The 18,859-nt window shown below is 66.0% G+C and carries 17 protein-coding genes; 8 read left to right on the top strand and 9 right to left on the bottom strand.

Translation table 11 applies throughout. The features are described from left to right. Positions 1–149: 149 nt before the first annotated feature. The 7 genes from P12x_RS23480 to P12x_RS23510 all read right to left on the bottom strand — a co-directional run bounded on the left by P12x_RS23480 (position 150) and on the right by P12x_RS23510 (position 7,474). Positions 150–902, bottom strand: a complete 753-nt coding sequence (locus P12x_RS23480) for a gamma-glutamyl-gamma-aminobutyrate hydrolase family protein (RefSeq protein ID WP_435007381.1) — start codon at positions 900–902, stop codon at positions 150–152. Positions 903–1,292: 390 nt separating this feature from the next. Then, positions 1,293–3,122, bottom strand: coding sequence for a cytochrome b N-terminal domain-containing protein (locus P12x_RS23485; RefSeq protein WP_435007382.1), 1,830 nt, complete (start codon positions 3,120–3,122; stop codon positions 1,293–1,295). Next, positions 3,115–4,215 (bottom strand): ubiquinol-cytochrome c reductase iron-sulfur subunit, encoded by a 1,101-nt coding sequence (locus P12x_RS23490; RefSeq protein WP_435007383.1) that lies wholly within the window; start codon positions 4,213–4,215, stop codon positions 3,115–3,117. The genes P12x_RS23485 and P12x_RS23490 overlap by 8 nt, the downstream gene beginning before the upstream one ends. Before the next feature lie 9 nt (positions 4,216–4,224). Beyond that, a complete protein-coding gene (locus tag P12x_RS23495) occupies positions 4,225–4,503 on the bottom strand; it encodes a hypothetical protein (protein ID WP_435007385.1) in 279 nt (92 codons plus the stop codon). Between the two features lie 264 nt (positions 4,504–4,767). Next, entirely contained in the window at positions 4,768–5,010 is a 243-nt protein-coding gene (locus P12x_RS23500) for a DUF3072 domain-containing protein (RefSeq protein WP_435007386.1), read from the bottom strand. Positions 5,011–5,152: 142 nt separating this feature from the next. Then, positions 5,153–6,175: a methyltransferase gene (locus P12x_RS23505; RefSeq protein WP_435007388.1), complete on the bottom strand. Its 1,023-nt coding sequence runs from the start codon at positions 6,173–6,175 to the stop codon at positions 5,153–5,155. 309 nt (positions 6,176–6,484) lie between these two features. Beyond that, complete coding sequence (locus tag P12x_RS23510; RefSeq protein WP_435007390.1) at positions 6,485–7,474, bottom strand: DHH family phosphoesterase; 990 nt, start codon at positions 7,472–7,474, stop codon at positions 6,485–6,487. A gap of 358 nt (positions 7,475–7,832) precedes the next feature. Here P12x_RS23510 and P12x_RS23515 point away from each other — a divergent pair, with 358 nt between their 5' ends. After that, positions 7,833–8,417, top strand: coding sequence for a Uma2 family endonuclease (locus P12x_RS23515; RefSeq protein WP_435007392.1), 585 nt, complete (start codon positions 7,833–7,835; stop codon positions 8,415–8,417). Here the strand turns inward: P12x_RS23515 and P12x_RS23520 are convergent. Then, the gene (locus P12x_RS23520) at positions 8,405–9,388 is read right to left on the bottom strand and encodes a GDP-mannose 4,6-dehydratase (RefSeq protein ID WP_435007393.1); all 984 of its coding nucleotides are present in this window, start codon (positions 9,386–9,388) and stop codon (positions 8,405–8,407) included. The two genes, P12x_RS23515 and P12x_RS23520, sit on opposite strands and share 13 nt — an antisense overlap. Positions 9,389–9,804: 416 nt before the next feature. On the opposite strand from P12x_RS23520, the gene P12x_RS23525 reads away from it, so the two are divergent. Then, positions 9,805–10,362, top strand: a complete 558-nt coding sequence (locus P12x_RS23525) for a hypothetical protein (protein ID WP_435007395.1) — start codon at positions 9,805–9,807, stop codon at positions 10,360–10,362. A 72-nt stretch (positions 10,363–10,434) separates the two neighbouring features. On the opposite strand, the gene P12x_RS23530 is transcribed toward P12x_RS23525, so the two are convergent. After that, positions 10,435–10,848: a hypothetical protein gene (locus P12x_RS23530; RefSeq protein WP_435007396.1), complete on the bottom strand. Its 414-nt coding sequence runs from the start codon at positions 10,846–10,848 to the stop codon at positions 10,435–10,437. Positions 10,849–11,281: 433 nt separating this feature from the next. On the opposite strand from P12x_RS23530, the gene P12x_RS23535 reads away from it, so the two are divergent. The 6 genes from P12x_RS23535 (at position 11,282) to P12x_RS23560 (ending at position 18,635) form a co-directional block, all read left to right on the top strand. After that, entirely contained in the window at positions 11,282–12,922 is a 1,641-nt protein-coding gene (locus P12x_RS23535) for a hypothetical protein (RefSeq protein WP_435007398.1), read from the top strand. Positions 12,923–13,056: 134 nt separating this feature from the next. Further along, the gene (locus P12x_RS23540) at positions 13,057–14,250 is read left to right on the top strand and encodes a tetratricopeptide repeat protein (RefSeq protein ID WP_435007400.1); all 1,194 of its coding nucleotides are present in this window, start codon (positions 13,057–13,059) and stop codon (positions 14,248–14,250) included. A gap of 122 nt (positions 14,251–14,372) precedes the next feature. Beyond that, entirely contained in the window at positions 14,373–16,088 is a 1,716-nt protein-coding gene (locus P12x_RS23545; RefSeq protein WP_435007402.1) for a trypsin-like peptidase domain-containing protein, read from the top strand. Positions 16,089–16,196: 108 nt separating this feature from the next. Next, a complete protein-coding gene (locus P12x_RS23550; protein ID WP_435007403.1) occupies positions 16,197–17,633 on the top strand; it encodes a sigma-54-dependent transcriptional regulator in 1,437 nt (478 codons plus the stop codon). Continuing rightward, positions 17,634–18,194 (top strand): hypothetical protein, encoded by a 561-nt coding sequence (locus P12x_RS23555; RefSeq protein ID WP_435007405.1) that lies wholly within the window; start codon positions 17,634–17,636, stop codon positions 18,192–18,194. Between the two features lie 84 nt (positions 18,195–18,278). Continuing rightward, positions 18,279–18,635, top strand: a complete 357-nt coding sequence (locus P12x_RS23560) for a hypothetical protein (protein ID WP_435007406.1) — start codon at positions 18,279–18,281, stop codon at positions 18,633–18,635. Positions 18,636–18,859: the final 224 nt, after the last annotated feature.

Here is an 18,859-nt window from a genome sequence, read left to right on the forward strand (position 1 = left end):
CCCCGCCCATCCGTGAGCGCGGCTACCCGTGGGCAACGGCCGAGATCTCCTGGCCGCCGTCTCCCCGACCGCTTTTTTCGAGGCGATTGGCCCGACCGCGAGAGGGCGCGGCCGGGTATCTGCGAAGGATGGGTGGGACCCGGTCGGGTTCAGCCGACCTTGGCCAGGGCCGGGACGCTCTTGAACGAGGCCGCGGCTTCGGTGAAGGCTTCGATGAGCTGCATGTCGAGGGAGATGTTCCCCTCGTTCTCGGGGTGCCACTGGACGCCGGTGACCCACCAGGAGGGGTCCTTGCCCTCGAACGCCTCGATCAGCCCGTCGGGGGCGACGGCACCGACGCGGAACATCGGGGCGAGCTTGCGAATCCCCTGGTGGTGGTAGCTGTTGACCCGGATCTCGCCCGGCCCGTAGATCTCTTCCATCCGGGTGCCCGGCTCCATGATCACCGTGTGGCGATGGACGCCCCCCTGCGGGTCACGATGCGGGATGCTCCGGGGCAGGTCCTCGGGCAGGTGGAGGTAGATCCCCCCGCCGTTGACCACGTTGATCTGCTGCATCCCCAGGCCCACGCCCAGGATGGGCATCCGGCGCTGCTGGACGAGCTTGATGAGCAGCCGATCCGCCGTCTCGCGACGTTCGGACATCACGGCGACCGAAGGATGAGGGGCCAGGCCCATCTTCTTGGGGTCGAGATCCTCGCCGCCGGTCAGATAAACACCGTCGAGCCGATCGAGGATCGGGGCGAGGTCGATTTCTTTCGTGAGCGGCGGCAGGATGATCGGCAGGGCGCCGGCCGAGAGGATGCAGTCGTAATAGCCGCTGTGCATGAAGGTCTGAGGGGTCCGTCCCTTGGCCGCGGCGCGATAATCCGCATTGATGCCGATCAGCGGGCGATTCTTCATGGATGGCTTCCTTTCCTGGCGTTGGCGTCAGCGAAATCCGTTCGTTGACCGTCCCACGAATGACCCATCATGGGTACGCGAGTGGTGAACTCGCCGTGGGATCGGCGGCCAAATCAAGGCGCGGCACGGCTGGGCCGCGAGTGGGTGACAGCGGGTGGACTTTCCGGGTCGAGGCGAACGGCATCATGCCGAGGGCGACGAACCTAGAGGGGGAAGTCCCGGATTCATGCGGTTGAGGTCGATGTTTGTGAGTCAACCCGAAGAAGGCTTGCAGAACCCGGGGTTGACTCACGTCTCCGCGAAGGTGAGTGGAGTCTAACGGCCCGATCCCGTCGACTCAAGGAAAAACCAGCGAATTGCCTCGTTTTTATTGATGATTTTGCCTCTCATTTAAGGGGAAGCTGGGGTTACGATTTCGGCCGATCGCAACCCACCCGACGGGAGGTGGACGACCGCTTCCGGCCCCGTGCCCGTGGAGCCGCCGGTCGGGACGTACTGACCCTTGAGGTAGCGGACCAGCGTGGTCAGGTCGGCATCGGTGACCTGGCCGACGAAGCCCGGCATCGGCTGGTCCCCCTCCAGGTATCCATAAAAGCTCAGGTTGGCGGGATGCTTGATCATGCGTGCCGTCCATCGGTCCGAACCCCACCCGAAGAGGTCGGGGGCGGGCTGGAGCTTCTTGGATTGCGCCGAGGGGTCGCCCATGGTGTGGCACTCGGCGCATTCCTTCTGGAAGGCCGCGCGTCCGGGGTGGTCCTTGACCTCGGGGGTGGCGGCCCATTCGTCGGGCGTGAGGTCGGGGGAGACCTTGGCGAAGTCCGCCACGAACGCCGCCACGTCGTCGAGTTCCTTGGCGGTCATCGAGGACCCTTCCTTCCACTCCTGCATCCCGCCCGCCAGCGGGACCTTGCCGAAGTAGGCGTCGGAGTCGGGCTTCTCCAGCAGCCCCCGGATCCAGGCGAATGAGCCGAAGCCTTTCAGGTCGGCGGCCGACTGCTCCTCGGCCTTCCGGTCGCCCAGGTTGTGGCAGCTCTGGCACTTCTTGCCGAATAGCTCGCCGCCCCTGGTCAGCGGGTCGCGTCCCAGGACGTAGCTCGAACCTTCGGGAGGGATCCCTTCCAGGCTGGCCAGCTGGATGGCCCGCTCGGCCTCGGTGTCGGCCTCGGCCCGGGCCTTCCGGAACTCGTCGCTGTGGGCCAGGCCCTGATAGGTCAGGTACGCCGAGCAAGCGGCGACGGTCAGGATGAAGAAGCACGACCCGACGTGGGCGAGACGACGGGGCAGGATCTTATCCAGGAAGGGCATCGCCATCAGGACGCTGACGATGATCCCGGGGATGACCATGGTGGCGATCATCTCCTGGCCGTGGAAGACCTTCATCAGTTGGTTGAGCGGGAGGAAATACCACTCCGGACGCGCCGGGTAGTCGCCGCTGGAAGGGTTGGCGGGTGCGTCCAGCGAATATCCGTGATTGGCCAGGGTCAGGCCGATCAGGAGACCCAGGACGACGAAGGCCGCCACCACGTGATAGAGCGCCTGCTCGGGCCAGAAGGGCGAGGCTTTCTCGGGTCGATCCTTGCCATCGAACCCATGTCGACGGAACAGGGCGAAGTAGCCCCAGAGCAGGCCGGCGAGGATTCCGGGGAGAACAGCCACGTGCAAGCCGTAGATCCGGGTCAGCGTCTGGTTGCCGAAGGCCGAACCGCCCACGACCACCTTCTTGACCATCGGGCCGACCACCGGGGCGCCGCCCGCGATGGTCATCTCGACGACCGCCGCCCAGTAGCCTCGCTGGTCCCAGGGGAGGATGTTCCCCGTCACGCCCAGGACCAGGATCAGCAAGAACACCCCGACCGCAAGCCACCAGTTCATCTCGCGAGGGGCCCGATACGACCCCCGGAGAACCAGCCGGAGCAGCAGGAGCCCGCCGACGATCACCGAACCGAACGACCCGAACCGGTGGAGACCCCGGATGAACCAGCCGAGATCCATCCGATAGGTGATGAAATAGACGCTCCCCCAGGCCGAATTGGCCGAGGGGGTATATGTGGTCATCAGCAGGAGTCCGGTCACGAGCTGGACCACCAGCGTGGCCGCCAGGGTGAACCCGAGGACCTGCCCCCAGCCGGGACCGCCGGGGACCGGGCGATCGAAGACCGATCGGAAGGCTTCGCGATACCCGGTCCGCTCGTCGAGCCAGTCAGCGATGGAGTTACGCAAGGGTTTTCTTCTCCGCGATCTGGGGCTGGAACCGCTCGAACTTGACCCGGATCTCGGGGTCTTTTTCGTCGGAAAGCTCGACCGGCAGGCTGTCCATCCCCCGGGCCGCAACCTCGTTGATCCTCGATCCGTCGAACTGGAATCGCGCGGCGTGGCAGGGGCAGAGGAACGACTTCCGATCCGGCCCCACCTTGACCGCACAGCTCAGATGCGGGCACTCGGCCGAGAACGCCAGGACCGGCGGGTTCGCCCCTGCCGGCTGGCGGACCAGCCAGACCGTCCCGATCGGCTCCTCGGGGTATTTGACCCAGGCATCCAGCCGATTCTCGATCACCGAGAACGACTGGGGCCGGTCCACTTCGAGCTGACCGAGCCGCGCGATCGGCCGGTAGCCTTTCGCCTCGGCCGACTTCCCGAGCGGGTCCAGCAGGTATTTCAAGCCCGGCACGGCCAGCGCCAGGGCGAACAAGTTGCCCAGCGCCAGGGCGCCCAGGCGGAAGACATCGCGTCGGTTCGGCATGGCTCGGGCCTTTCGACCGGGGGAGGGTCGTGCAATCTCGCGAGGGTTGGCACGTCGCTGGCAGGTTGACTGGCGGTCTGTACTCGTCCCAATGTAACTCGCGCAAGCCGGATCGGGAAGGACTTGCCCGCCCGGGGTGGTTCGATCGGCCGACCCGGACATGCCCGCCGATTCCCGGGGGGATCGGGACCGGGCGACAGCCTCTCGCGCGGCGTGACCCCGCGTGACGTCCGAGCCGGCCCCATGCTCACGCCTCGCGATAGAAGGGCAGCCGGCAGCTCGGAGCTTGTCATACAGGAAGTAGGTGCAGAACATCCCCATCGCGACCCACCCGGCGGCATTGGCCAGCCCGAGCCAATCCCTCCACGATCCGGCTCGACTGAGTCTGCCGCCCACCCAGAGCCCCGCCCAACCCCAGAACATGGCCGCCCCGCAGGCCATGCTGAGCAGGATGTAGGCGTTGGCGTTTCGATCGATGAACGATCCCATCCGCTGCGTCGAGAAGAGCAGTTCTCGGCCGGTGACCGTCGCCACGGTGAGGCCGATGATCGCCGAAGCGAACAGATCCGCCACAAATCCGGGCTACCTGCGGAGGCGCCGCCAGGGGGGTCGTGGCTTCCTGGCCTGCAACAACAGGCAAAACGGCGTCCAAATGACCAGGGCAGGCACGCCGACGACCACGGCGAGTTCCATCAGGCCCTCCACGACGTGCCAGTCCGGGCCGACGCTCGGGTAGGTGAGCGATTTGAAAAGAGCGTCCGGGACCGTCGCCCTCACGCCGGCGAAACTCGCCGCGAGCCCGGCGATCAACGCGAGCCCGTCGGAGATGGAGAAGGTCCGGCCCCGGTCCTGGCTCGCCATGTGTCGCCCTCGATGGTCCCCGGCCCGATCGACGACCGAGGCTATCACGACGTCGCATCGGGGTCGAGATTCTGGCGTCCGGGAGGACGGGCGGCCCGGTGCCCCCACTCGACCTTGGGTCGCGCGGAATTCGCCCGGGAGGGCCGGGCGGAAAATGATCCCGCGACGTGAGCCCGGGCCGTCACTCGTGGAGATGACGGGTGGGGCCGGGAGGGGCGAAGGCCCGCCCGATGGCGAGCGGCCCTCACCCGGCCGGATTCGGGCTCACTTCTTCGCCGATTTCCCCTTCGGCCTGGCCGGGGCCTCCGCGACGCCGGTCTTCTCCCTCAATTCCTCGATCTTGAGGGAAGCCTCGGCCTTCGTCATGTCGTCGCTCACCTCCTCGCCGGCCTTCCGGGCGAGCGTGTGGACGTAGGATTCCTGCGCTCCGGTCATCGGCTCATCGCCGGTGGTCCAGTCATGCGGGTCCTTGATCGCGTCGTCGGTGATATTCTTCTGGTCGGCCATGGTGGAGACCTCGCTGTTGAGTTCCAACGTCCCCGTGGTTCGCCTCCGCGAGGCGATCGAGGGTGAACTCAAGTACAGCGAATCGCGTGCCGGGTCTGGATCGGCGGATCGAGACCAGGCCCCGGCACGCCGGCCTCATGCTCTACTCGGCCACGCCTTCGATCACGCAGGTCGGAGATGTCGTCGGCACGATCCTGGTCATCCGGAAACCGGCTTCGGCCAGGAGTTCGCGGAATTGTTCCTCGGTGCGCTCGTGGCCGCCCACCATGACGAGCATCTCCAGGTCGAGCAGCTTGCCGGGGTGGGGGTCATTGCCGAGCGGGATGACCATCTCGGCGAGGAGCACGCGTCCGCCCGCGCCGACGACTTCTCGGCAGTTCCGGAGGATGGCCGAGGCCCGCCCGTCATCCCAGTCGTGGATGACGCTCTTGAGGATGCAGGCATCGGCCTTCTCGGGGATCCCGGCGAAGAAATCACCGGACACGACCCGGCAACGCCCGGCCAACCCCTCGGATTCGATCCGGGCCTCGGCCCCCTCGGCCACCTCCGACGTCTCGAACAGGATGCCGCTCAGCGAGGGATTGGCCTTGAGGATGGTGGCGATCAGGTAGCCATGGCCACCCCCGACGTCCATCAGCGTGCCGATTCCCGAGAAGTCGTATGCGGCCGCGACGGCCCTCGAATTCTGCATCGACCAGCCGGTCATGGCCTCATCGAAGACGGAAGCGGCGGCGGGGTTCCGGGCGAGATACTCGAACGCCGGCACGCCGAACGTCTTCTCGAACGCCGGCTCGCCGGTCTTGACGCACCAGGGGAGTTCGCCCCAGGGCCTCCAGGTCCATTCCGATCCCGCCATGTTCGCGACCGCTCGCAGGGAGCCCTGGACATCCGACCGGAGGAATTCCGCCATCGGGGTCAGGGCGAACCGGCGATCTTCCGCCTCCGTGAAGACGCCGACGCTCGCCAAGGCCCGGAGGACGCGGTAGAGCGAGTCGGGATCCACCTGGTTCATCCTGGCCAGTTCGTCGCATGGTCGCGGGCCCTCCTTGAGCGAATCGGCGATACCCAGCCGGGCGGCGAGGCTTAACGCCTGGGACACCCACTTGCCCAGGATCAGATTCTGCAGGGCCAGGAACGAGGCGGTCGGGTGGCCGAGGTCGGTCATGCGACGGTCTCCGGTACGTCGTGTCGGTTCGGGAAGGCGGGGATTCTACCAACCCGGGCCGACGAGGGAACGGGAGAATCGGACTGGGCGAGGCCCGGTCCTCTCCGATCGCGGATACGAGAGATCCCGTGCGAATTTTCGTCGTCCACGGGGACAATCCTGGGGGTAGGAGGGGATTCCTATCCTCCATGCTCCCGGGTCCCGGGTGGGAACCAACCCGCAAGCCGAGGTTACGGGATGCCGTAATCCACACGGCCACCCGGAGGGAGACCCTGCCGCCAGCCAGTCCGGGGCGACTTCGGCCCGAGATCAGGCCTCGAGCGCCTTTCGGACGGCTTCGAGGACCCGAGGGACCGTCTCGGAGATGGGGTCGGGCAGCATGGCCCCGGCGGCGGCCTTGTGGCCCCCTCCCCCGAACTGGCCGACGAGTCGTGCGCAATCGAGGCCATTCCTCGATCGGGCGCTGACCTTGATCCCGCCTTTGGCCTGCTCGATGAAGAGGAGGCCGACCTCGACGCCGACCACGCTGACGGTGTAGTCGACCAGGTCCTCGGTGTCCTGCGGGATCGCGCCGGTCCGCTCGAAATCGTCGCGGGTCACGACGGCGTAGGCCACCCGCCCCCCGAGGTCGGTCCGAAGACTGGCCAGGGCCTCCCCCAGCATCCTGAGCCGACCCAGGGTATTCCGCTCGAACAGGAGCCGGTAGATTTCCTCGATCCTCGCCCCCGACTCGATCAGCTCGGCCGAGGTCCGGAGGGTCTGGGGCCGGGTATTGGGGTGGCGGAACCAGCCGGTGTCCATCGCGATCGCCGTCAGCAGCCCGGTCGACATCTCCGGGGTGAACTTCAAACCCAACGCATTCACGGCCTGGGCGACCAGGGTCCCGGTCGCCTCGGCCTTGGTATCCTTCAGGAACGTCGCCCCCATGTCATCCTGGCTGACATGGTGATCGATCACGAGTCGAGATCCGGGGAATCCCCGGACAAACTCGGCCATGTCGCCCAGTTGGCTCCAGGCCGAGAGGTCGAGGATCACCACCGCCTCGCGGTCGGCCAGGTCGGCGGCCTTCACCTGCGTCCCGTAATGTTCGAAAAGCGTCCCATCGGGGTCGAGGAAGTCATAGCGAGGGGGAGTCGGGCTGGCGTTGACCACCCGGACATCCTTCCCCTTCTGGCGGAGCAGCCCCACCATCCCGACCTCGGAACCCAGGGCATCCCCGTCGGGCCGCACGTGAGTGGTCACCAGGAAGCGATCGCGCGTCGCGATCAGGCCGGAAAGAGGCGACCAATCCATATTCATGAAAAACACTTTCAATTCGATAGTCGGGCGGCGGTCGGTGTCCCAGGATCATGACCAGCCCGCCGGGAGGCTCGCAGAGGCACCTCTCCCGGCTTTCGGCCACCCTCTCCGGTGGGGAGGGGCTTTTCTGGCTGACTCACCCTGAGAAGCTGGGGGGAGGGTGATCTCTTGGCGAGAGAACTCGGTGCAATAATCCCGGGGCACCACCAGGCGACGCGATACGTTAATTTAGCACAAAACAACGCATCAAAGCAACCCAACACGAGTCGAGCGGGACTCGTCGCGAACCTGGGTTCAGGCGACCTGCTATGATATCCTGCACCCGAGTGATTCGGCGACCCCATCCGGAGATCCGACCATGAGCCAGGCCACCATGATCCGGCCCGACCCCGCTCGGGACATCGCACCGGGCGAGGAACCGCTCTATGAGATCGTCCAGGGACAGAAGGTGGAGAAGCCGCCCATGGGGACGTATCAGATCCTGGTCGGGTCGATCCTGCTCGGACACCTCTACCCATATGCCCGGATGAACGGCCTGGGCCGGGTCGTGTCCGAGATGCTGTTCAAGATCAACAAGGCCGGCGATCCCCTGCGACGGCCCGACGTGGCGTTCGTCTCTTATGATCGGTGGCCCCGAGATCGCAAGGTCGATTCGGAGAACGGCTGGGATGTCGTGCCCGACCTGTTCATCGAGGTGGTCAGCCGGAGCAACTCGGCCGGCGAGGTCATCGGCAAGGTCCTCGAATACTTCAAGGCGGGTGCGCGACGGGTCTGGGTGGTCTATCCGATCGAGCGTCAGGTCTACGTCTACGAGTCGGCCCGGCAGACCCGGATCCTCGGGATCGGGGAAGCACTCGACGGGGAGGACCTCCTGCCCGGCTTCCGGCTCGAACTGGCCGAGTTGTTCGCGGATGGCCCGGAGATCCCCGGTCAGGTCGTATAAACATCGGGGCGGAACAGGCCGGGGTTGGCCCGGACCCATTCGATCGTCTCGTCCAGGGCCTGGTCGAGCGAGTACCGGGGCTCCCAGCCCATGATCTCGCGAGCCAGTGCGGTCCCGGCCAGCAGTCGACCGACCTCGCTGGCGGCGGGGCGGACCCGCTCGGGGTCGGCCTCGACTCGAATCGGCTTGCCGATCCTGGACGCGATCCGCTCGACCAGTTCGCCGATGGTCAGGTCGTCCCCTCGGCCGATGTTGACGACCTTGCCGATGGCGGCCTCGGCCCCGGCGATCGCCAGGAATCCCGCCGCGGTGTCCTTGACGTAGGTCAGGTCTCGGCGGGGGTCCAGGCTTCCGAGTCGGACGACCGGCCGGGTCAGAGCCTGGCTGATGATGGTCGGGATGATCGCCCGGGCCGACTGGCGGGGGCCGAAGGTATTGAAGGGGCGGAGGATCGAGACCGGGAGCCCGAAGGCCCGGTGGTAGCTCTCGCCCAGGGCATCGGCCCCGATCTTGGTGGCCGCGTAAGGCGACTGGCCGCGGAGCGGGTGCGACTCGGTGATCGGGACGAACTGAGCGGTCCCGTAAACCTCCGAGGTCGAGGTCAGGACGACTCGCTCCAGGTCCGGATTGGCGCGGGCCGCGTCCAGGACGTGGGCGGTCCCCATCACATTGGTCTGAACCACGTCGAGAGGATTCTGATAGGAATACGGGATCGCGATCAAGGCCCCCAGGTGGAAGACCCAGGCCCGCCCCTCGACCGCCTTCCGGATCGCTTCGGGATCCTTCAGGTCGCCCCGGTGGACCTCGACCGAGGCCCGGACCGACTCGTCGAGCCGGTCGAGATGCCCCCGGTCATCCCGCCCGTTGTAGCGGACCAGCGCCCGGACCTCGTGCCCCTCGCGGACCAGGAGTTCGACGAGGTGGCTCCCGATGAACCCGCCCGCCCCCGTCACCAGGACCCGTTTGCCCATCCGACCACCCCCCTGCCCAACCTCCTCGAATCCAATCGCGGGCCATCCTACGGAATTTCTCCATCCCGACAACGTGAATCCCTCCGGGGTGCTCCAAACCGCCCGGAAACCTCAACGAGCCGGACATCCGTGGCTCGGTCTGAGGCCATGACTCATCGGGTCGATTCACCCGGAATTCCTCATCCACCCGCCGATCCAGTCGGCTCCAAGACCAGAATCTCATCCCAGTCCACTCTGAACCCGCGACCCTACGAGTTCCCGCTTCAGGCCAACTCGCCGCTAATTACTTTTTCCACACAAATTATCTAAAGCACCAAATCGACCCAGACGATGTTTAACAATAAGACAAACATGAGGTTCGGCTGGGCAACCCGGCCGATGGAGTCGGACTTCGGCGAGACCTTGGGGGAAGACCGATGGCGTTGCGCTTCCTGCTGGTGAGCTTGGTGGCGAGCATGGGCCTGGATCTACCGGGTGCCCCGGAACTAGCGGGCTGGGCCCGGGCCGGTCGCGACTGGGCGGAAGCAAGGATGGTCGAGTTTTCTGCCTATCGGGCTGACGCCGGGCGGTTCTTCCTGGCCTCACCGGTCATGGGAGCGGAGGCCGAGGACGACGGGCTCGCCCCGGAGACGGCCGATCTCGCCTTCGACGTGGTGGTCGAGGGAATGGCCTCGAACTTCGCCGCGGAACTCCTCGCCGACAGGCGTGATCAGAAGTTCAACGAGATGGGGTCCGACGTGTTCGCCAAGTCGGTCGTGCCCGACATCCCGACTGCGAAGGTCGTGAGCGGCCCCGCGCCGGAGTCGGCCTCGGTCACCGCCCCTTCCCCATCGGTCGAGGTCCCATCGGCGACCCCGAAGGTGTCTCGTGGGGCACGGATCTCCTCGGCGGTCGAGTTGACCCGCCAGGCGATGAGTGCCTGGGTCTCGCTGATCGTCGATTCTTCGGCGGGGTCGATGAAAGACTCCCGATGAACCCGACCAGGCCGGATGGATCCGGGGGTGGCCCGTCCGATCAGGCCCCCCTCGACTTATCATTCGAGAGACTCACCTCGGCAGGGCCGGTTCGACTTCCCGGCTCGACTCCTCGCTGGGCGTCTCTTCTGGGTCGATGTCGTCCCAGTAGGCTTTCCGGTAGCCCAGGCTGGCGGCGACCCGCAGGACGTCGCCGTACGATGGAAACGACTTCCCGGTCCGGCTCTTGAATTGCTGGATCGAGTTCATGAATTCGATCTCGTCATCGGTGTATTGCTTCTCGAAGGTCGTGGGATCGACCCGCCGTCGTCGTTCTTTCCGGGCGCGTCGCTCGCGGGGGGCGACGTTGGTGGGCTCTGGGGGCAAGGTCGGCGGGCTATCTCGTCGTTCGTGGCCGGATCGACGATCGTAGAACAGGGTATCTGGGGGATACGCAGAGAAATCGAATTTCCCGGCTTCCTTGGGCGTCTCATCTTTTGTCGACATGGTCCCCTCGCTCGACGACAGGCCTGCCCTTGCGACTCGACGGACGATCCGCCTGTCTGGGTCGCGACTCACTCCGAGGCGGGCGATCGTGACTTCTCGACCCTGAGTCGGATTTGGTTCCCGGGCGACCGGTTCGATCCGGACCCTCCGACCAACTAACCCCTAGTTCGCCGGACCGTACTTGTCAAAACGAAGGCGGATTTTGGAGAGGCAAGCTGGAGGCGCGGAACCGGAGCGGGATTGGACGGCGTGCCCGCTCTCATGTGGCATAATGGTTGAAGTGGCACGAGCCGACATCCGAAGGCTCGGAGTCTCCCGGCCGCTCTCCGGGTGTCTTGCTCGGTGAGTCCGGACCCCGTAGATTATTTTGATAGACGTCCAGCGCCCGAGCCGTCCGACGGCCCGGTTAGTCCCATCCTGGAGATTCCCGATCATGTCCCGAACCGCGCGGTTGTGGAGAGGCGTCGGGTCGTTGACGTTGGGCGGAATGCTTCTCTCCGCCGGGGTCTCGGCCCAAGCCGAGGATTCCCCTTCCCTCGCCCAGCAACTCGTCGACCTCGGATATCAGGCGGCCGCCCAGGGCCGGACCGAGGATGCCCGAAACTTCTTCGAGAACGCCTTGAAGATCGACCCGACCAACGCCGAGGCGAATAACGCCATCGTCGGTCGAAGCGTCGCGTTCCAGGATACGCCCACCCCGCCGGCCCCCGAGCCGGCGATTGTCAATCCCGACGGCTCCGAGCCTTCGGCGCTGGAGCGCCAGGCCCAGGTCGCCGACGTGGCGCGTCAGGCGTTCGTCACCGACGTCCGCCAGCGGCTCCAGACGGCCCGGTCCCAGACCAACGCCCGGAATCCCGAGGCCGCGCTGGCCACGCTCCGCGACGCCCTGATCGTCGTGCAGTCGGCGGACAACCTCAACGATGACACCCGCCGACGCCTCGAGAACGAGGTCCGCAACGCCATCGGGGCCACCGAGAAGCTTGAGGAGCGGATCACCCTGGAGAAGGCCGAGCAATATCGGATCTTCGCCGCCCAGGCCGCCCGCAGCACCGCCGTGGAGCGGCTGGTCAAGAATCAGGACACCACCAACACCCTGATGGCCGAGTTCGACAGCCTGATGGCCGAGGGGGCCTTCCGGGTCCTGGCCAGCGGCGGCCTGGCCGACATCGACGTGACCCGCCAGCCGTTCGTCGACGCCCGCTTCCGGGCCCAGGCCGCCCGGGCCCTCAACCCGCAGGACCTGGCCCCCTGGGCCGGCATGTTCGTCGCCGACTCGGTCGGGTTCTACACCCAGTCGATCCAGTATGACCGGCTCAAGGAGTACCGGTTCATGCTCAGCCTGGCCGACGTCGAGCGGGCGATCGTGCCCTTCCCCGACACCCGAGTCATCGAGTACCCCGAGCGGGCCGCCTGGCAGGCCCTCTCCGAGCGCCGGATCGCCCGCTACGGCGACGCCGACTACCTCTTCGACCGCGACGAGAAGACCAAGGCGATCCTCTCGAAGCTGAACGAGCGGATCTCGATGAGCTTCCCCAACGACACCCCGCTGGAGGACGTCAAGAAGTACATCGAGCAGTCCACCCAGGACGAGGCCGCCGGCCTGCCCACCGGGATCCCCATCTACGTCGATCCCCAGGGCCTGCAGGACGCCGACAAGACGATGGCCTCGACGGTCTCGATCAACCTGGAAGGGATCCCCCTGCGGACCACCCTCCGGCTGATGCTCAAGCAGTTGGGCCTGACCTATACCGTCAAGGATAGCCTGCTGACGATCACCTCCACCTCCTCGGAAGACCAGCCGACCGAGATCCGCGTCTATCAGGTCGCCGACCTCGCGATCATCCCGATGTCCCTGATGGGCATGGGCGGTGGCGGCGGCATGGGCGGCGGTATGGGTGGCGGCATGGGCGGCATGGGCGGCGGCATGGGTGGCATGGGCGGTGGTATGGGCGGCGGCATGGGCGGCATGGGCGGTGGTATGGGCGGCATGGGCGGCATGATGTCCGTCCCCCCCCAGGACCCGTCGCTGATCCCGGGCGGCACGTCCGTCTTTGAGGAAAAAAAAAGCAACTAAGGGGGATTAACCAGACCCCCTCAACTGCTCCCGCGAATGCAAAGCCCCAGGACCGAGTCGCCCCACCGGCGACCGGTCCTGGTGTCGTTTCCCGGCAGCCGCAAAGTCCGAAGACCCGGACAGACGACGAGCCGATGATCAAGCCCATCGCCCCCAAGGCACCCGAAAACGCCAAGGCCGCTCCGAAGGATCGGCCCCGCGGCCAGGGAGTCGCCGAGGCGTACAAGTTCTGGGACAACTACTTCAAGACTCACGAAGAGAGCCCCGAGCAGGTCTACCAGACCTTCACCGACCTGGTCAAATCGGAGAACTTCGACCAGGGCGAGGCGATCATCAAGGCTTATCTCCGCTATCTGGACAATCGCCGAGCCCAGTCCGAACCCTGGATGTACATCTGGCTCGCCAAGATGATCGAGCAGCGCAAGGGGCCCGAGGCGGAGGTCAAGACCATGCTCGGCTTCGCGGGCCACATGGCCAAGAAGACCAGGAACCCCGCCGACCTGATCCGGGTGGCCGACATGCTGGTGGTCCGGAAGTTCTACGAAAACGTCGGGATGAGCGGCTACCAGACCAACATCGGCGAACTTCTCGACCTGGAGATGGCGAAGGACCCGGCCGATTGGAGAGGGCCGATGATGTCGGTCAACCTCGCGCTCCACGACAGCGACCCCAAACGGATGGCCGATGCGGCCGATCGACTCCTCTCGCTCGGCTGGCCAGGGCTCGATGACAAGGTCCGGCGCGACGTCAAGGAGCAGGTCCAGGTCCTCGAAAAAACGCTCCGGGAGAATGCCCGGACCGACGAGGCCGACGCCCTGATCGAAAAACTGGCCGAGTCCGAGGCTCGCGACCTCTATTTCAAGCTCACCTGGTCGGGCGAAGCCGACATCGACATGACGGTGGACGAACCCCTGGGAGCCCGGGCTGGATTCGGCACCCCTCGGACCGTCTTCGGCGGGGCGATCGTCAAGAACGGTTACGGAACCCACCCGGAAGAGGTCTACGTCTGCCCCCGGGCCTTCCCCGGAGATTACACGATCCGGGTCGAGACCATTTACAACGACGAGGCCAAGCCCGTCACCGCGGCCACTCTCGAAGTCATCACTCACGAGGGAACGGCCCAGGAGAAGCGGGAAACCCACAAGATCGACCTGGCCAAGCCCAGCCCGATCGTCGTCCATCTGGACAGCGGGCGTCGGAAGCAGGTCTTGCCCTACGTCGCGGCGCCGGAACGCCCGGTAGTCGCCGATCCGGAGAAGACCAAGGCCGATCCCGGACCGGTCAACCCGGCACCACCAGCCACCCCCAAGCCTGCCACGATCCGCTGATCGAATCGGGACGACTCCTGGACGTAACCAGGCTGGACGCGGCCCCTTGGAAACCCGGGGGCTTCGCGTTATATTCGGTCAAAACCATCCGATCGAATTCGCGACCAGGAAGGAGTCCTGACGTGTCATCCCTGATCGTCCGGCACCGCGCTTTGATCCGCCTCTTGAGCCTGATCCTGGCGATCCCTGGCGGCTCGGTCGCCCTGGGCCAGACCGAGGCCGAGGGACTCTCGGCGAGTTTCCGACAGGCGGCTCGCCGGGTCTTACCCTCGGTGGTCTCGGTCCGACCGATCGGCCAACCGAACGCGTTCGAGCCGACGCCGGGCCTCAACTTCGGTCTGGTCCCCTCGGCACCCCGACCGGTCCCTCGCGAGCCGGGCGGGTCGGGCGTGGTGATCGACGCCGATCGCGGCCTGGTCCTGACCAACGATCATGTCATCCAGGGTGCCTCGCGTGTCGTCCTGACCCTGAGCAACGGCCGCGAACGGGCGGTCACCCAGATCTGGCGCGACCCCAAGAGCGACCTGGCCTTGCTCCAGGTCGACCCGACGGGCCTGGTCCCCTCGACCTGGGGCGACTCCGACTCGATGGATACCGGCGACTGGGTCCTGGCCATCGGCCAGCCCTTCGGGCTTTCGGGCACCGTGACCGCCGGGATCGTCAGCGGCAAGGGGCGAGGCATCGGCATCGCGCTCTATGAAGACCTGATCCAGACCGACGCCGCGATCAACCCGGGGAACTCGGGCGGGCCTCTGGTGAATCTCAAAGGGGAGATCGTCGGGATCAACACGGCGATCAAGACCCTGGGCGGGGGTTACGAGGGGGTGGGATTCGCCGTCCCGGCAAGCCGGGCCCGACGAGTCGCCTCCGACCTGGCCCAGTTTGGCCGGGTCCGCCGGGCCTATCTTGGTGTCTCGATCCGGCCGGTCGACCCCGCCACGGCGGATCGACTCGGCTCGACGGGTGCGACCATGATCACCGGGGTCGCGGTGGCCAGCCCCGCCGCCGATGCCGGCCTCCAGGGCGGCGATGCGATCTTGAAGGTCGACGGCCAGCCGGTCACGGGTCCCGGCCCGCTCCAGGCGCTCATCGAGGTCGCCGAGGTCGGCAAGCCCCTGGGCCTGACCATTGACCGAAACGGCCAGGTGATCGAGGTTTCCGTCATCCCCGAGCCACAGCCCGACCGACTGAGCCTGCCCGCCGGCGGTCCCGCTCCCGGCGGGATCAACATCAACGTTCCGGGGGCTCAAATTGTGGTCCCTGGGCCGAACCTGAACATCGGGCCGCCCACCACAGTGCCGGTCGACCCCGAGCCATCACTGAACGCGACTCCTCCCCCGGCAGCGACCTCGCCCGATCCGGGACCTCCGGGGACCGTCAATCCGCCCGTCATTCGGAGCCAACCCCTGCCCCCGGAAGGGCCCAACCCCCTACCCGAAGCCTTCGAGACGGCCGTCCGGACTCCCACGAGATTTCCCGACCTCGGCCTGAGGCTCTCCGAGCCGACCCCGGCGCTGATCCGGAAGTTCCGGCTCGATCTCGCGACCGACGGATTGTTCGTGACCGGGATCGAGCCCGACGGCCCGGCCGATCGCGGGGGCCTGGAGATCGGGATGGTGATCACCGACGCGGCGGGACGCAAGGTGAATAGCCTGGTCGCCTTCCGGGAGGCGCTCGCCAACCGGCCGGCGGGTCGAGACCTCCTGATCCGGATCCTCAAGGGAACTAAGGCCGAGTTCCGGGTGCTTGTGGATCGATCGGAACAGCCGGAACCCGCGAAGCAGCCCGCCGAGTCTCTCCCGCTCGAAGGACCCGACGCCGGGCCGACCGAACGCTGACCGTCTCAAGAGGCCTCAAGGGGGCAGGTCGTCGCCTCTTCGGCGCGATCGGCCTCCATCCATGGACTGGACACCTCATTGAATGGCTTCACACCGGGCCCTCCCATCATGAATCCGCGAATCCTCGTCGTCGACGACACCCCCTTGACCCGCGAGACGCTCCGACTCGTCCTGGAGGACGACGGATGCGAAGTCGAGGTGACGGATGACCCTCGCTTGGCCCTCGATCGGCTCCGATCCTCCGCGTTCCAGCTGGTGATCACCGATTACCGGATGCCAGGAATGAGCGGGCTCGACCTGCTCGCGGCGGTCCGTTCGGAGAAGATCCCCTGCGGGGTGATCCTGCTGACCGGACACGGCGACCCGCAACTCGCGCTCCAGGCGATGAAGGATGGGGCCGACGACTTCGTGGCCAAGCCATGCGACCCCGCCCGGCTGGTCCTCCTGGTCCACCGGACCCTGGAGCAACGCCGCTTGATCGACGAGCTGGAACAGCTCCGTCTCCAGCTCCGCGAGGATTACCGGTTCCACGACATCGTCTCCAAGAGCCCGAAGATGAAGCGGATCTTCGACCTCATCAAGCACGTCGGGCCGCTCGGCTCGACGGTACTAATCTGGGGCGAGACCGGGACCGGGAAGGAACTGTTCGCCAAGGCCATCCACGCCTCGGACACCCGCCGCGAAGGGCCATTCGTGGCCCTCAACTGCGCCTCGCTGAACGACTCGCTCCTGGAAAGCGAGCTGTTCGGCCACGAGAAGGGGGCCTTCACCGGGGCCGAGCGGAGGAAGAAGGGGCGGTTCGAGGCCGCCGACGGCGGGACTCTGTTCCTGGACGAGATCGGCGAGGTCTCCTCGGCCATGCAATCCAAGCTCCTCCGGGTCCTCCAGTCGGGGACGTTCGAGCGGGTGGGCGGGACCGAGACGATCTCGGTCGACGTCCGGATCGTGGCCGCCTCGAACAAGAAGCTGGAAGACGAGGTCAAGGCGGGCCGGTTCCGCTCCGACCTCTACTATCGACTCGCGGTGGTCCGGATCGACGTGCCTCCCCTCCGCGATCGGTCCGAGGACATCCCCCTCCTGGCCCTGCACTTCCTCGAAAAGCTGACCGCCAAGAGCACCCCTCCGGTGACCGAGATCGACTCGGGGGCGATGCAGGCGCTCCTCGAACACAACTGGCCCGGGCACGTCCGAGAGCTGGAGAACGCCATCAAGGCCGCCGTCGCGATGGCGGATGGGACGGTCATCCATCGGGACGCCCTCCCCGCCACCGTCGCCCCCCGTCAGGGACGCTCGGCCAATGCCTCAACCAGCCTGATCGACATCGAGCGCCCTCTGCCCGACCTGACCGGCGACCTGGTCGCGCAGGTCGAGCGCGACTATTTCAAGCGTCTCCTCATCCAGTACAAGGGGAACGTCGCCCGGTGCGCCAAGCACAGCGGCCTGTCCCGACGGAGCGTCACCCAGAAGCTCCAGAAATATGAACTCGACCGGGCCCGATTCAAGGACAACGCGGGCCTGGATGCGATGACCATGAACGAGGGGTAAATGAGCCTCGGCGAAACTCCCGCCATGCATCCGACCTGCATCCGGTTCACGATCCGAAGGCTGATGGTCGTGGTGGTCTTCGCCGCATTGCTCTGCGCCTGGTTCCGCATCCCGAAATCCTGGGCGCTGACCGAATTCGCCGTAATCTTGATCGCCCCTCTCGCAATCGCCCTGTTTTGCATTCTGTCTTCTGAGATCCCCCGCCGTCGACTCTTGCTGGCGACATGGCTCGCTTCCCTGTGGCCGATGTCGGTCGTCTGGTCGCTCCATGCCGCCTGGGCTGTCTTGTATGGATTTCTCGGCCATCCCCCAGGGCCCGCCGATAACGGCCTGGTCAACGACGTACTGGCTTGGTCTGTCGGCTTCGTGACACTCGTCTCGTTATTCTCACCACTTGTCGGCCTGTGTCTGCCGATCTCTGCGAGCGGTGAGTTACCGTCGAGTGGAAATTGGTGGGATAACCTGACAATCCCCGTCCTGCTGATCCCCTTCGTCTGGTTCCTGGTCGGGATGGTACTGGCCTGGGACCCTGTCGACGCATTCTGGGGATGGCTGGATTGAAGGAAGGGTGAGCATAGGTGATGTCCGTGTCGATCTCGCGCTCATGCTGTGCGAGAGCAGGCCAACACCCGGGAGGTTAAGACAATGCCGAAGCCTCGAAAACGATTGACGGTGGGATTGCTGATGCTCCTGGTGGCGGCACTGGCCGTCGTTTTCTGGGGGATCGATTATTCTCGACGCATCCGGGTCGTCGTTGACAACAAGTCGCCCCGGCCGATCAACAATGTCACAGTCACCGTCGGCAACTCGACCCGGCATCTCGGTCCCGTTGGTCCGTCGAGTCAAGTAATGTCGCGGATCGTGGCCGCTCCGAGTGAAGTCGTCCGGATCGCCTGGGACGTCCCGGGGGCATCGGGACAGAAAGATCGCCATGTCATGGCACCCGGGCTGATCCCCTCGGCTCCCGGGGCAACGATCGAGGTCAGTTGGACGGGGAAGTAAACGGCAGTCCTGTAGAAGCTCGGGCGGTCTGCGCTCGCGGAGCCTGAGGATGAAATCAATCTGGAAATCATGGCCCGGTCCAACTGGTACCGAATCTCCCAGATCAGTGCACCATTGTAGGGTCCGCTCTGCGGGCCGTATCCTCTTTTTGATACGGGAGATACGGCCCGCAGAGCGGACCCTACAAGAGTCACTCAGTCAGGCCATTTGGTATCAGGTCACCG

Origin of the sequence: Tundrisphaera lichenicola (genome assembly GCF_051175385.1) — a bacterium.
Taxonomy (GTDB): Bacteria; Planctomycetota; Planctomycetia; order Isosphaerales; family Isosphaeraceae; genus Tundrisphaera; species Tundrisphaera lichenicola.

Coding starts and splice junctions, on each gene's coding strand:
- P12x_RS23480 (WP_435007381.1), bottom strand. CDS start 902: ATGAAGAATCGCCCGCTGATCGGCATCAATGCGGATTATCGCGCCGCG.
- P12x_RS23495 (WP_435007385.1), bottom strand. CDS start 4,503: ATGGCGAGCCAGGACCGGGGCCGGACCTTCTCCATCTCCGACGGGCTC.
- P12x_RS23500 (WP_435007386.1), bottom strand. CDS start 5,010: ATGGCCGACCAGAAGAATATCACCGACGACGCGATCAAGGACCCGCAT.
- P12x_RS23505 (WP_435007388.1), bottom strand. CDS start 6,175: ATGACCGACCTCGGCCACCCGACCGCCTCGTTCCTGGCCCTGCAGAAT.
- P12x_RS23510 (WP_435007390.1), bottom strand. CDS start 7,474: ATGAATATGGATTGGTCGCCTCTTTCCGGCCTGATCGCGACGCGCGAT.
- P12x_RS23515 (WP_435007392.1), top strand. CDS start 7,833: ATGAGCCAGGCCACCATGATCCGGCCCGACCCCGCTCGGGACATCGCA.
- P12x_RS23520 (WP_435007393.1), bottom strand. CDS start 9,388: ATGGGCAAACGGGTCCTGGTGACGGGGGCGGGCGGGTTCATCGGGAGC.
- P12x_RS23525 (WP_435007395.1), top strand. CDS start 9,805: ATGGCGTTGCGCTTCCTGCTGGTGAGCTTGGTGGCGAGCATGGGCCTG.
- P12x_RS23530 (WP_435007396.1), bottom strand. CDS start 10,848: ATGTCGACAAAAGATGAGACGCCCAAGGAAGCCGGGAAATTCGATTTC.
- P12x_RS23535 (WP_435007398.1), top strand. CDS start 11,282: ATGTCCCGAACCGCGCGGTTGTGGAGAGGCGTCGGGTCGTTGACGTTG.
- P12x_RS23540 (WP_435007400.1), top strand. CDS start 13,057: ATGATCAAGCCCATCGCCCCCAAGGCACCCGAAAACGCCAAGGCCGCT.
- P12x_RS23550 (WP_435007403.1), top strand. CDS start 16,197: ATGAATCCGCGAATCCTCGTCGTCGACGACACCCCCTTGACCCGCGAG.
- P12x_RS23555 (WP_435007405.1), top strand. CDS start 17,634: ATGAGCCTCGGCGAAACTCCCGCCATGCATCCGACCTGCATCCGGTTC.
- P12x_RS23560 (WP_435007406.1), top strand. CDS start 18,279: ATGCCGAAGCCTCGAAAACGATTGACGGTGGGATTGCTGATGCTCCTG.